Here is a 13847-nt window from a genome sequence, read left to right as displayed (position 1 = left end):
TGTTTTAGCGTGAAAAACGTCCCTTTCTTTTCTGAATAAAAAGATGATTTTAGAGAATGTGAACCTAAAAGCCTTGAGGGGAGAGGGGATTACAGTAGTAGAGCACAATGGAACAGGAAAGGTTACTTTTTCCACGGTCAGAAACAGGGGATGGCATCTTAATTCAATATTGTTTTAAAAAGGGCAATTAATTTGATTGCTCTTTTTTTTGCGCAGAAACTATACATGATCCAGAGGAAAGGGTATTGTCCATATGGCTGCTGGAGGCATGGGTAAGCTGGTAAATAATAACGGTTGAATAAAGAACGCTTGTTCTGTATAATTTGATGCAAAGGAGGGGAACATAAGTTTGGAGAATGTGATTTTTCATATTGATGTAAACAGTGCATTTCTAAGCTGGGAAGCAGTATATCGTCTCCAGCATTTAGGCGGAAAAGCCGATCTGCGGGAGCAGGTTTCGGCAGTGGCGGGGGATGTGGCTATGCGCCATGGCATTATATTGGCTAAATCTATCCCAGCAAAGCAATATAGTATTAAAACTGGGGAGACAATCCTCGAGGCAAAGAAAAAGTGTCCGAGGCTGATATTGGTTCCCCCTAATTATGACTTATATGAGCGGTGCTCTGCCGCCTTTGTGAAAATCCTACGCCAATATACGCCTATAGTGGAACAGTATTCTATTGATGAATGTTTTATGGATATGACGGGGACACAAAAGCTCTGGGGAGAACCAGTGACGGCGGCAAACCGGATACGTACCCAGATCCGGGAAGAATTGGGGTTTACTGTAAATATAGGAATCTCTGAGAACAAGCTGCTGGCAAAAATGGCCAGTGATTTTGAAAAACCGGACAGAGTACACACCCTTTGGAAGGAGGAGGTTGGGGAAAAAATGTGGCCTCTCCCAGTTCATGACTTGTTCTTTGTAGGCCGGGCAGCCACAAAAAAGTTATTAAATCTGGGTATTCAGACCATTGGAGAGTTGGCACATACGGAGCCGGAGATTTTAAGGACCCATTTGAAAAAGCATGGGGAGTTGGTCTGGAGATTTGCAAATGGAGAAGACGTATCCAAAGTTCAGGAGGAGCCGCCGCCCAATAAAGGGTATGGAAATTCTGTGACTATTGCCTTTGATGTCTGTGATGCGCCTACAGCTAAACTTGTTCTATTGGCTTTGGCCGAGACAGTGGGAACCCGCCTTCGGAAAGACGGCGTACAGGCAGAAGTTATTGCAGTGGGGATTAAAAGTTATGACTTGCAGTACGCCAGCCATCAAATGACACTGGGCCGCGGAACAGATATTACTTTAGAAATTTATCAGAGTGCCTGCAGGTTATTCCATGAATTGTGGAATGGGATGCCAATCCGGCATCTGGGAATCCATACCAGCAGGGTCAATGACCGGATAGATATGCGGCAGTTGGATTTGTTTGACCAGACAGATTATGAGAGATTAGAAAGATTGGACGAGGTTATTGATAAAATCCGGGAGAGGTATGGAAATGATTCTGTCAGGCGAGCTGCATTTCTGGGGGGAAGGATTGACCATATGTCTGGCGGGATCAGCCGCGAGAAACGGTCGGTAGACTATAAGAAGGTCAGAATTGAGTGAGGAAAGAAGGGAAACCTATGGCGTTTGGAATCGGAATTCCGGCTAAGAAGCCTCAGCAGGCGTTGCCAGCGGGAAGTACAAGTGATGTTGCAGTAAAATGCTGGTTTACTGCAACTGGCAGGTCCATGCCTTTAATGATGAAGCTTCAGTCGGAGGAGGGGGTACTAGAAATCCCTGGAATTCAGGTGTTGACTTCGGAAAAGCAATGCTACGCTGGGATTTTAAACTGGAAATATAGGTGCAGGGCAGAAGTCAACCAGCGGATGGTTGAATTTATCCTGCTTTTTAATTCTGAGGAATGCACATGGAAGTTGGTTGTGTGATTGTGGGAAAAAGCGTATAATTCGGATATACTGTTTATACCCAGGGCAGAGTGAAAGGAAGAATAAGGCAGGTGATAAGATATGTGCGGGCGTTATTATGTGGATGATGAGGCTGCCAGAGAGATTGAGAATATTGTAAAGACACTGGATCAGAAGCTAAAGGCAGAGCGAATGGGAGATGTATGCCCATCTCAGAGTGCACTGGTGCTTGCGGGACAGACACAAGGGATAGTACCAGAAATTATGCAGTGGGGATTTCCGGGATTCCAGGGGAACCGGCTTTTAATCAATGCAAGGTCGGAAGGAGTATTGGAAAAGAAAACCTTCCGGGACAGCGTGCTGCATAGAAGATGCGTGATTCCGGCAAAAGGTTTTTATGAGTGGAATGATAAAAAAGAAAAGTATCAGTTTGAACGTCAGGATGGGCAGCCTGTGCTCTTTATGGCAGGCTGCTTTCAGATATACCAGGGCCAGGAGCGGTTTGTAATCCTGACTACAGGGGCAAACTCCTCTGTCAGTCCAGTCCATGGACGGATGCCTTTGATTTTGGAGCCAGGGGAGTGGGGATCCTGGATCTTGGATGATGGGGCAGTGGAAAACTTTCTACGAAAGACACCAGCTTTTCTAAAGAAAAAATCTGAATACCAGCAGCTGAGCCTATTTTAAGGGAGCCATGCAGTATGGAAGATTTTAAGGCTATCCTGAGATTTCCATAAGGCTTTCGGGGACATACCGGTTTTGTTCATGGAGTTCTGTATTGGATTTATATTTATACTGTGTAAGTCCGTGTTCATTCATGAACTGTGCGATATTCAGGGTGGACATTGACTTATACAGCGGCACATAAAATGTTGTTGTAAAGGGACCTGACATCAATTCTTTGCCGTCCACTTCATAGGTCATGGAATATTTAAGGCGGCAGGATTTATTTGGTATCAGTACAGTATCTGCCGTGGCCCGGTCTTGTATCAGGAAAGTAGCATGGACGGGCAATTTGCTGCCTGAAGAGATTTCATCTACAGGAATATAGACATAATTTAACACCCTGTCATCCCCAGGGCCTGCACCGCCAAGTTCCATAGCCAGACGGCCGTCGATTAATGTGATATTGCCGAGGAATAATTCATTTTCTTCGTCCTTGCTTCCCACGTTTATAAATAGGCGGAATTGGGCGCCCTCTCTCAGCCGCTCCCAGGCCCAGTCACTTAATTCAAAAGAACAGACTTCCAGGCCGTCTCCTCCTTCTATAGAGGGGACGTCAAGAGGCAAACCAGAGACAGAAGGATTTTTTATAAGGTGTTCCCACTTTATGTCACTTCCATTGATATCATCCACACCATCAGTCATTTTGGCATTAAATCCAAGAGAGGAAGGACTGCTGGCCCCATCCCCTGCATTGATGGCATATAGGTATACGGATTCGCCAAAGGCCAGGCAGTGATATTGAAGTTCTGCTTTCTGGTATTCTTCAACTGACAATATATGCAAGGTATTGTCAGTGGCCTGGGCGATAGAAACTTTACTGCAGGAAAAGCAGGTTCTTAATGCACAGGCATAAAGATGCGTGTCGTCAGGTGTACTGGCTGCAGGTGAGTTATAATTGGCTGACTGGGGAGACAATGCATAGATATAAGGCATGACATAAGAGTCAGAAATTTCAGTATTTCCAATATTTTTGCTTATATAAGGGCCCAGGACAAACCCTATTACTGGTATCAGAATAGAGGCAATGACAAACATTAAAAAATTAAGTGAATGCTTAAAAAAAGGGTGCCTGGATTTGGAGTTATTATGTCCAGGTGTGGAATTTCTGGAGTCTGGGTTTGGAAAAGTGATGATCTTATTGTCTTTTTTATCCATAAGTTTACCTCAGGTATTTGGGGAAAGTTTTAAGGTCAGGAATGGCAAGGCTGGTTGGGAGGTCATCGGACAGCTACTCTGTTGAGAGACACTGAAGGATGTTCTGTGGAAAATCTTCATCCAGAAGGCAGAGGGACCATTGGGGCAGGCTGCCGAAAACATTCTGGTATTCCTTAAGCATTTTATCAGTGAATGCTTCACAAATCTTCATAAGTGCATGATGCTGCCTTAAAAAATGATGGATTTGATCCTGGGAAATATCCAAGGTTAAAAGATGTTCAGGGGTGAATGTCCCATCCTCCTTTAAAACAGCAGTATAGTTGCAGAGCAGAGAATATATTTTCTCATCGGTTTCAAAGCCGTATATGATATTGGAATAGTCTATATAAAGTTCGGCAAAGCTGTCAAATTCCTGGATATTTCTGCGGGAAAAGGAATCTCCCTGTGTTCGGGATCTGAGTAAAAAATAAAGACATACAAAGAGAAGGGCAGGAAGTATGCGTACAGTAAATTCCATAGTATGGAGAATGATCCCGGCAGTGCCCTTCTGATAATAGTAGGACATGGATACAGAATCATTATAGATTGCCTGTGCAATCAAATAAAATAACAGCAGCAGGAAAAACAGACAGCTGTTGGCTGCGGGCATTTCAGGAATATAAGATGTGTTCAGGCAAAGGACCAGAACCAGGTAGAATAGCAGCAGGATACTAAACAGCAGCTGTGCGGGATGAAAAAATCCGGTTTCGGCCTGTGTATATAAAAAATCTAAGATTCCGGCCAGGCACAGGGTGGTTATATACATCAGCAGGATAAAAAAGCGGGAACAAAAAATTGCCGCCCGGTACTGTCTGGACAGTCTGGAAAGGTGGCTCCCCATAGGGTGTATTTCCAAAAAAGCCTTGTTGTAATCCATGTAAGAGATATGGCTGTGCTGAGAGGGGGCATATGTGCTGGAGGAAGCCTCTGGGGTATCCCCAGATGAAAAGAACTTCCTGTCAAATAGCTTCCGGACAGGGGTAAAAAAACGGACAAGGCTGCGCTGATAGAAAGATTCAAAAATACAGGCTGCAATGCCTAGCGTAAGCAGGAGATTGGCGGCAATATAAAATACATATTTCGGATGTGAAGGAAGTACTATGAATGGCCGGTAAAATCTCAGAAAAATATTAAATGCGATCAACAGACATAAAAGGGCAGCAGCCATGTAATAGGCCCAAATTCTTTTTATATAGACAGTCCTTATGCCGGGAAGGCAAGATGTACAGTACATAACAATCAGCTCCTGTAAAGTGTAAAATGTGTCGAAGTTATTACCTTATTTTACCAGACAAGCATTAGGAAAGCAACAAAAACAGAACAAATATTCGGATATATTACAGTGGCTTAATAAAACAGCAAAGGCCGTAGGAAAATGTAGGTTTGATTATATAACCAGAACTGTTATAATGAGCAAGAAAATATAGGGTTAGCCATAAGGCCATAGATAGGAAAGGGGTTTTTAATCAGGATGTTTAAAATTACCAGTTTGGATAACGTATCCGCTGCCTTTGATGAAGCAGGCAAAGGAATTGCGGAAAGCGGCCGTCTATATGAATATTTGACAGAGCAGTATACAGCGCCTTTTGAGTCTTATATGAATTTTGACCTCTGCAGTTTTGACTGGTATAACGTCCATAGCGCTGAAAGTAGGACGCACCGGATATTTATTTACTATGACCGGGAGAATTTACTGGTTTTCTGTGAGAACGATTTTACGGCTCAACATATGCAGAAGTTAGCGGCAGATGCGGGGGAAAGCAACGAGAAGATAATGTATAAATTTTTTGGAAGCCTCCTAAAGGATGATATGCAATATATTGATTCCTTTGAAGCGGAAATTACGGATACTGAGGATAGCGCTATTGAAGGAAGCCGGAAGGACTATCTGGACAGCATTATACAATACCGTAAAGAGCTGCTGCGGCTAAAGCGGTATTATACACAGCTGCAAGTTATTTTTGATAATATGTCAGATAATGATAATGGTATTCTCTCAGAGGAGGCCGCGCGTCATTTTAATGTATTAAACAACCGTGTGACCCGCTGTTATTCCGCGGTTTTAAATTTACGGGATTATATTACTCAAATGCGGGAAGCATACCAGGCGCAGATTGATATTGAACAGAATTCATTGATGAAATTTTTTACACTGATTACGGCCCTTTTCTTGCCATTGACTTTGATGGTGGGTTGGTACGGAATGAATTTTAAAAATATGCCTGAACTTCTCGACCCATGGGGATATCCGGTATTCATACTAGCCAGTTTCCTCGTGATTGTTGTTTTAATCATTTATTTTAAAAAGAAAAAATGGCTGTAAATCAATATGCATACTAAGGGTTTGGATTGCGGGATGTCTCCGGGTATACTCATCCCTCAGGTAAGGAAGTGAAGAAGTAACAGAGGAAGTATTTATGAGTAATGATTTGAGTTTCTGTATGATTACTGTCAAAGAACGTGAGAGAAGAAAGCTGATTTATCTTCCATCACGTTATGCACAAGATTATCTTTCATATTGTGAAGAAGTAGGGTGCGAATGGGAAGGATTGTTAAATAGTATAGTGGAAAAGTTTGAATCAGCCGCTTTAGTAGAATTGCCAGATAAATTAATTGAGGCTGGTTTTTCAAAGATAGCAGCAGGTGTTGAAGTGCCGTTAAATTATGACAAGGAACTTCCAGAACCATATAAAACAGTGGAGTTCCCAGAATGTACCATGCTTTATTTTCAAAGTGAGCCATATGAAAATGAAGAGGATTTTTGTAAGGCAATAGAAAGTACATATGCAGCCATAGGAAAATACAATCCTGCCTTATATGGATATAAGTTCGCATATGATATAGCTCCAAGTTTTAATTTTGGCGCAGATACAAGTACAGGAGCAAGGATAGCTGTTCCGGTACTGCCGGACTGAGTATCTATAATAATGTGGCAGTACGAACAACTTGTGAAAAAGTATTCACAAACAACTTATCTTTCTGCGGGAAAACCGCATAAAATGTAATATGTGCGCTTGGGTCTGAGATGGGTATTTCGATTCTGTCTTTTAGCAATCCCCTTCTGTTTCTGGAAAGGTTTGTGGAAAAGCAGGGGAGTGAAGATTCCCGAATCAATTCTTCCAGTGCAAAAGGGTCGGTCTGTACGAGAAATCTTGAAGCAGGCATGCGCTCCCGGCACATATCATCCCAGAAACCGAGCTTTGAGGCAAGTAAAAAATTATGTCCGTTCAGTTCAGAAAATGTAATTTGTAAGCATTGTGCAAGGGGATGGCCAAGGGGAACGCAAGCATACAGATTTTCTTTCAGAAATGGTATACAGCAATATTCTTCTGCGGTCAGTTCTTCTGGCAGAACTGCCAGGGTACAGGCATCGGATTTCAGATCCTCCAGGACGGATGTGTTATTTTTGATGGAAGAGGAGACCGCCATATCTGGGAATCGGGAGGATAACGCCGGGAGCAGATACCATAAAGGCGCGGGAGCGCAGGAACTGACTGTGATGGTATGCAGGCTTTTATCAAATGCACGGACTCCTAGTCTTGCCTGCTCTTCTGACCTTAAAAGCTGTCTTGCATATTCTACAGCCTTCCATCCGGTTTCGTTTAATGAAATATGGTTTTTGCTGCGTTGGAATAGAGAGACGCCAAAGGCATCTTCCAGATGCTGCATAGTTCTTGTGATAGTTGGCTGGGATATGTGCAATATCTCAGCCGCCTTTGATAATCTTCCGCAGTCCGCAAAGGCAACGAGCTGTTCTAATTCTAATAGATTCAACATCTTGTAAAGTCCTTCCACTATTCATTTTAAGAAATCTGGATTCCTGTATTCTTATTGTACTTTCTTTCCCCATAGTTGTAAACTAAAACTGTAAAAGAAATACCCAATATATACTAGCTGTCCTTAAAAAAGAGATGCCTTTTGGGTATAAGATAGCAGAAAGGAGAAAAAAGAGATGGACTATGTGACATTAAATAATGGTGTAAAGATGCCAAAATTAGGATACGGGGTGTATCAGACGCCGCCAGAGGAAACAGAGCGCTGTGTGCTGGAGGCGATTCAGGTTGGATACCGCAGTATTGACACTGCACAGGCATATGGAAATGAGGAGGGTGTAGGCAATGCGTTGGCAAAATGCGGACTTCCGAGAGAGGAGTTTTTTATAACTACAAAAGTATGGATTTCCAATGCTGGGTATGAGAAGGCCAAGGCTTCCATTTTGGAATCTCTGAAAAAACTACAGACCCATTATATCGACCTCCTGCTGATTCATCAGCCTTTTGGCGATTATTATGGAACCTACCGGGCAATGGAAGAGGCATATAAAGCTGGGAAGGTCCGTGCCATCGGTGTATCCAATTTCTATCCCGACAGATTCCTGGACATGCATCATTTTGCGGAGATTAAACCGGCGGTCAACCAGGTAGAAACCCATGTATTCCAGCAGCAGAAGGAAGCGAAGGAATACATGAAGAAAAATGGAACACAGATAATGTCCTGGGGGCCGTTTGCGGAAGGGAAAAATGATTATTTTAATAATCCGGTATTGAAACAGGTGGGTGAAAAGTACGGGAAATCTGCCGCCCAGGTTGCGCTTAGGTTTCTGCTTCAGAGTGATGTGGTGCTGATTCCCAAGTCTGCGCGCAAGAGCCGGATGGAGGAAAATTTCGGAATCTTTGATTTTTCGCTTACAGCAGAGGAGATGAAGCAGATTGAAGCATTAGATACAGGTGAGAGTTTATTCTTTTCCCATTATGATCCGAAAACAGTAGAGTGGTTTATGACCATGGTATAAAAAATATCTGAAAAATACAGTCAAATATAATTTTTAATTAGAATGTAAAGGCCAAGGCCCATAAGTACCAAGGGGACAAGAATATGCTGATAACGGGAAATATATTTCTTGATATAGGGATAATTTGCCAAGGCTAGTCCTAAATAGCACCATAAGGCAGTCATCCCCGCAAATATAACTAAAGTAATGAAAATATCTAAAAGAGTATATCCGCTAAATACAGGGATATATACCCCGATATTGTCAGCGCCATTTGCAATCGTCAGTAAGAAAACACTGAAAAAGCCGATTTGTGTTTCTTGTCCCTGGTCCTCTGGATTGTGTTGGTGTGACATCCATGTCCGAACACCTAAAAATAACGGGAGAAAACCTAAAAGGCCAATGTACTGAGGAGGAAAAATTTGCGTACCCAATGCGCCAAATATGCCAAGAGCAGACAGAGCGCCGATTCCCAGGTATTGTCCAATAATCACCTGTAATATTGCTTTGGAGTCTGTTGCCTGTGCATAGAGCACCATCAATACAAAGATGTCATCAATATTGGTACTTACAAAGGATAAGACTGCTGTTAGAAATGTTGCTGCCATGTTTGCCTCTCCTTTTTGAACATTCACTCTTGGGGCAGATACAGTAGGGGCAGAAGCAATTTTGAGAGCATAAGGCCCAAACCCTATGTTATTATAATTTGTTTGGGTTTCTGGTGCAAGGGAAGAACGAGAAAATTAAGAGGCAAGTATACTCACAGAGCATTCTTTATGTCTGTAAAGCAGAATAGAGATATCACACTTATGAATTTAATATAATGTTACAATTATCTTAATTTTGGAAATAGAATGCGGGTGTCCCGGAAAGGGATACCTGTTTTTGTTTTTATGATAGGAATGAAGAGCTAATTTTAAAATATTAAGCATCAAAAGCATTTCTGTCAAAAGAAAAAACAACATTTGGATATGTTTTGACAACGATATTAGCTTGTGAGAACTTGAAAAATTTTGTAATGTATTATTTAGAAAGAGGGCGCCATGTAAAAGAGAAAGGAGAAAGAGCAGCGATGAAAGCAGAAAAATCAGAGCCTTTGGAGTTTAAAAGTCCTGTAGATGGGAGGGTGACGTTTTTGGCAGAAACCCCTGATGTAAATTTTGCACAGGAAAAAATGGGATGTGGGGTTACTATATTTCCAACAAATAATACTGTTTGCGCCCCTACAGATGGCAGAATAATGATGATATTTCCGGGAAAACATGCAGTGGGTATTGAAACACCAAATGGAGTAGAATATTTGATTCATATAGGAATTGACACTGTACATATGCATGGAGATGGATTTGTCTGTCTCGTTAAAGAAAATCAGGAGATTCACCGGGGAGAGAATTTGCTTATATTTGATAAAAAAAAGATCATATCAGCCGGATATTCAGATGCAATACCGATTGTCTTTACGAATATATCAAAACAGGCAATTAGAGTAACAAAGGGAGGAATCGTGAAAACTGGAGATACGATTCTTGAAATTATAGATAAGCCGGATTATCTATAGATAAAGGAGATAAAGGAAGATGAAATTAACATGGAGAGAAAAATTATCTTATGGCATCGGTGCTACAGGGAAAGACATGGTATGCGGACTGATTTTTACATATGCAATGATCTATTTTACAGATGTCCTTAAGCTTTCTGCTTCTTTCGTCGGAAGTCTGTTTTTTCTGGCGAAGTTCTGGGATGCTATAAATGACCTTGGAATGGGAATGATTGTAGATAATACAGCAAGCCGCTGGGGAAAATTCCGCCCTTGGCTATTAATTGGAACGCTGGTAAATGCGGTTGTGTTTGTGGCTCTTTTTACGGACTGGGGACTGACGGGTATGTCGCTGTATGTGTTCGCTGCAGTAATGTATGTGCTGTGGGGCATGACCTACACTGTTATGGATATACCATATTGGTCTATGCTTCCTAACTTATCTCAGGATAAGAGGGAAAGAGAGAAGATATCTGTGATTCCAAGGATCTTCGCTTCTGTCGGCGGTTCTCTTTTAGTTGGGGGATTAGGACTACAGATTATGGATTTCCTTGGACGGGGGGATGCACAGGCAGGATACACAAAGTTTGCATGGGTTATTGCCATTGTTTTTGTTATTACGATTGTGGTTACGGTTACACAAGTAAAAAGTGCAGACCAAGTTTCAGAGAAATCAGAAAAGAAAGAGAAAACGTCTTTTAAAAAGATGTTTCACATTATTAAACAGAACGATCAGCTTTTAGTTGCAATTGCAGTAATCCTTACATTTAACTTTGCAATGCAGGTAATGAATGGAGTTTCTACCTATTACTTTATCTATGTGGCGGGAAGTAAGGCAATGTTCTCCGTATTTACAATGTTTGCAGCATTTGCAGAAATAGGCGGATTGTTCGTATTCCCTATGATTGTAAGTAAAATTTCACGTCGTCAGGTATATTTTCTGGCAGCTGCATTTCCTGCAGCAGGACTGGCGGTTTTGATGATTATCAGCTATGTGGCGCCGACAAATGTATTGTTGACAGCAGTTGCAGGGATATGTGTAAAGCTTGGCTCCGGTCTACAGTTAGGTACTGTTACAGTGGTTCTGGCAGATGTTGTCGATTATGGAGAATATAAATTCGGCACAAGAAATGAGTCCGTTACATTTTCAATTCAAACATTGCTCGTGAAGTTTACATCAGCTATGGGGGCCCTTCTTACAGGTATGGCATTGGATTTAACTGGATATCGGCCCAATGCAGTCCAAAGTGCGGCTACATTGTTTGGAATCCGTATTGTAATGATTATTGTACCAGTTATTTTTGTTATCATAAGTTATGTGATTTATAAGAAATATTTTAAATTAACAGGTGAGTATTATGAGCACATTATGAATATATTAAAACTTCGCAAAAGAGAAGAAGTATAGGAGGATAGGGGATGTCGATTTTTTACCACGAAGAACAACAGGAGTTTCATCTTACTAACGGAGAAATTAGTTATATTATCACTGTATTGAGAAATGGGCAGTTAGGACAGTTATATTTTGGGAGTGCCATTCGGGATAGGGAGGACTTTTCACATTTTCTGGAGCTTGCCCCAAGACCTATGGCACCATGTGCATATGAGGGGAATTTGGCATTTTCCTTGGAGCATATTAAGCAGGAGTATCCGGCATATGGCTCTGGAGATATGAGAAATCCGGCATTCACCATTGTGATGGAAAACGGAAGCCGTATCTCAGATTTTATTTACAAAGGCCATCGCATTTATGCCGGCAAAGAGGGGATTGAGGCCCTTCCTGCTATTTATGTGGAGAAGCCGGATGAGGCAGATACATTAGAAATTATTTTGGAAGATAGCCTTGCCGGTATGGAGCTGGTCTTGAGCTATACCATTTTTAAAGAGCATTCAGCTATAGCCAGAAATGCCCGTTTTATATGTAAAAATCCTGAGGGTATACTGCTGGATAGGGCGATGAGTATGAATGTGGATTTGCCAGATAAAGAATATGAGATGATTGAACTGACAGGCGCATGGTCGAGAGAGCGGTCTGTGAAAACAAGAAAGCTGGAACATGGGGTGCAGTCTGTATACAGTATGCGGGGGTGCTCCAGCAGTAATTATAATCCGTTTTTAGCGCTGAAACGCCCGCAGACAATGGAAAATGAAGGAGAAGTCTATGGTTTTAGTTTGGTGTACAGCGGGAATTTTCTGGCACAGGTGGAAGTGGATACTTACGATGTGAGCCGGATTATGATGGGAATTCATCCAGAGGGTTTTTCATGGCGGATGAAAGACGGAGATAGTTTCCAGACTCCTGAAGCAGTTATGGTGTATTCAGAAAAAGGGTTAAATGGTATGAGCCAGACATTCCATAAGCTGTACCGCACCCGGCTTGCAAGAGGGGCATGGAGGGATCGGACATGTCCGATTTTGGTAAATAACTGGGAGGCGACATATTTTGAATTCAACGAGGAGAAAATTCTTAAAATTGCTGAAACTGCTAAGAAGCTGGGGATTGAACTGTTTGTACTTGATGATGGCTGGTTTGGTGAACGGGATGATGACACCTCTTCTTTAGGCGACTGGTATCCGGATTTGAGAAAGCTTCCGGAAGGGGTTTCGGGTATTGCAAAGAAAATAGAAAATATGGGATTAAAATTCGGTATATGGTTTGAACCGGAAATGACGAACAAAAATAGTAATCTGTATCGCGCGCATCCAGACTGGATTTTGTCTACACCCGGCAGAAAAGCTTCTCACGGCAGAAATCAATATGTTTTGGATTTTTCAAAAGAGGAGGTTGTAGACTATATTTATAAGCAGATGGAAAAAGTGTTGGAAGAAGCTCCGGTTTCCTATATAAAATGGGATATGAACCGCTGTATGTCTGAAGTCTACTCCCATGGCTATAGTGCTGGGGAGCAGGGAAGGGTAATGCATCAGTACATATTAGGGGTGTATCGGCTTTATGACAGACTGACAAAGAAATTTCCTGAAGTACTTTTTGAATCTTGTGCCAGTGGAGGCGCCCGTTTCGATCCAGGAATGATATATTATGCGCCACAGTGCTGGACTTCGGATGATACAGATGCTGTGGAACGGCTGAAAATCCAGTATGGAACTTCATTTGTTTATCCAATTCGCAGTATGGGCGCTCATGTGTCAGCTGTGCCAAATCATCAGACCCTCCGTAATGTACCACTTTCTACAAGGGCAAATGTAGCCTGCTTTGGAACATTTGGATATGAACTTGATTTGAATAAGCTGACTTTAGAAGAACAAAGCCAAGTAAAGGAGCAGATTGCTTTTATGAAGGAATATCGTGGCGTAATTCAGTACGGAACCTTTTACCGTTTGATCAGTCCTTTTGACGGGGATGGGAATATTACTGCATGGATGGTTGTATCAGAGGATCAGAGAACGGCATTGGTAGGATATTACCGCATTCTGCAGCATGTAAATACTGGGTACACAAGAGTCCGTTTGGAGGGACTGAATCCAGATTTCTGCTATCATACTTCTATTTTGGATAGAGATATTTATGGCGACGAATTAATGAAGGCAGGACTTTTCACCTCAGATGCATCAAGCGGGGAAAATAAAGAAAAATATAATGGGGACAATGGGGATTATCAGTCCCGGATTTATATATTAGAAGCAGTAAACTAAATAGTATATAAATATACTTTTAACATACAATTCTGCTAAATAAAAGGGAAA

At 41.9% G+C, this 13847-nt stretch carries 13 protein-coding genes; 9 read left to right on the top strand and 4 right to left on the bottom strand.

Annotated features, from left to right (window positions below; genetic code table 11):
• Positions 1-343 precede the first annotated feature (343 nt).
• The 3 genes from EFA47_RS10775 (at position 344) to EFA47_RS10765 (ending at position 2601) form a co-directional block, all read left to right on the top strand.
• Positions 344-1612 (top strand): Y-family DNA polymerase, encoded by a 1269-nt coding sequence (locus EFA47_RS10775; protein ID WP_122643278.1) that lies wholly within the window; start codon positions 344-346, stop codon positions 1610-1612.
• A 17-nt stretch (positions 1613-1629) separates the two neighbouring features.
• A complete protein-coding gene (locus EFA47_RS10770) occupies positions 1630-1935 on the top strand; it encodes a hypothetical protein (RefSeq protein WP_122644504.1) in 306 nt (101 codons plus the stop codon).
• An 81-nt stretch (positions 1936-2016) separates the two neighbouring features.
• Entirely contained in the window at positions 2017-2601 is a 585-nt protein-coding gene (locus EFA47_RS10765; RefSeq protein ID WP_122643277.1) for an SOS response-associated peptidase, read from the top strand.
• Positions 2602-2631: 30 nt separating this feature from the next.
• On the opposite strand, the gene EFA47_RS10760 is transcribed toward EFA47_RS10765, so the two are convergent.
• Positions 2632-3795 (bottom strand): hypothetical protein, encoded by a 1164-nt coding sequence (locus EFA47_RS10760; protein ID WP_122643276.1) that lies wholly within the window; start codon positions 3793-3795, stop codon positions 2632-2634.
• A 73-nt stretch (positions 3796-3868) separates the two neighbouring features.
• Positions 3869-5068, bottom strand: coding sequence for a hypothetical protein (locus tag EFA47_RS10755; protein ID WP_122643275.1), 1200 nt, complete (start codon positions 5066-5068; stop codon positions 3869-3871).
• A gap of 237 nt (positions 5069-5305) precedes the next feature.
• Between EFA47_RS10755 and EFA47_RS10750 the strand changes: the two genes are divergently transcribed.
• Both EFA47_RS10750 and EFA47_RS10745 read left to right on the top strand, forming a co-directional pair.
• The gene (locus EFA47_RS10750; protein ID WP_122643274.1) at positions 5306-6157 is read left to right on the top strand and encodes a magnesium transporter CorA family protein; all 852 of its coding nucleotides are present in this window, start codon (positions 5306-5308) and stop codon (positions 6155-6157) included.
• A gap of 94 nt (positions 6158-6251) precedes the next feature.
• Positions 6252-6749, top strand: a complete 498-nt coding sequence (locus tag EFA47_RS10745; protein ID WP_235853249.1) for a hypothetical protein — start codon at positions 6252-6254, stop codon at positions 6747-6749.
• A gap of 4 nt (positions 6750-6753) precedes the next feature.
• Here EFA47_RS10745 and EFA47_RS10740 read toward each other — a convergent pair whose 3' ends face one another.
• Entirely contained in the window at positions 6754-7611 is an 858-nt protein-coding gene (locus EFA47_RS10740; protein ID WP_122643273.1) for a LysR family transcriptional regulator, read from the bottom strand.
• Positions 7612-7786: 175 nt separating this feature from the next.
• On the opposite strand from EFA47_RS10740, the gene EFA47_RS10735 reads away from it, so the two are divergent.
• The gene (locus EFA47_RS10735) at positions 7787-8626 is read left to right on the top strand and encodes an aldo/keto reductase (protein WP_122643272.1); all 840 of its coding nucleotides are present in this window, start codon (positions 7787-7789) and stop codon (positions 8624-8626) included.
• Positions 8627-8646: 20 nt separating this feature from the next.
• Here EFA47_RS10735 and EFA47_RS10730 read toward each other — a convergent pair whose 3' ends face one another.
• Positions 8647-9213 carry a cadmium resistance transporter gene (locus EFA47_RS10730; protein WP_122643271.1) on the bottom strand — a complete coding sequence of 189 codons (567 nt, stop codon included), beginning with the start codon at positions 9211-9213 and terminating at the stop codon, positions 8647-8649.
• 464 nt (positions 9214-9677) lie between these two features.
• On the opposite strand from EFA47_RS10730, the gene EFA47_RS10725 reads away from it, so the two are divergent.
• From EFA47_RS10725 to EFA47_RS10715, 3 genes are read left to right on the top strand one after another with little or no spacing between them, the layout of a single operon-like run.
• Complete coding sequence (locus EFA47_RS10725; RefSeq protein WP_164689976.1) at positions 9678-10163, top strand: PTS sugar transporter subunit IIA; 486 nt, start codon at positions 9678-9680, stop codon at positions 10161-10163.
• A gap of 19 nt (positions 10164-10182) precedes the next feature.
• Positions 10183-11550 (top strand): melibiose:sodium transporter MelB, encoded by a 1368-nt coding sequence (melB, locus tag EFA47_RS10720; protein ID WP_122643269.1) that lies wholly within the window; start codon positions 10183-10185, stop codon positions 11548-11550.
• A gap of 11 nt (positions 11551-11561) precedes the next feature.
• Positions 11562-13796 carry an alpha-galactosidase gene (locus EFA47_RS10715; protein ID WP_122643268.1) on the top strand — a complete coding sequence of 745 codons (2235 nt, stop codon included), beginning with the start codon at positions 11562-11564 and terminating at the stop codon, positions 13794-13796.
• Positions 13797-13847: the final 51 nt, after the last annotated feature.

Origin of the sequence: Luxibacter massiliensis (assembly GCF_900604355.1) — a bacterium.
In the GTDB taxonomy this organism is placed as follows: Bacteria; Bacillota; Clostridia; order Lachnospirales; family Lachnospiraceae; genus Luxibacter; species Luxibacter massiliensis.
This window is presented reverse-complemented; position numbering and strand designations above follow the sequence as displayed.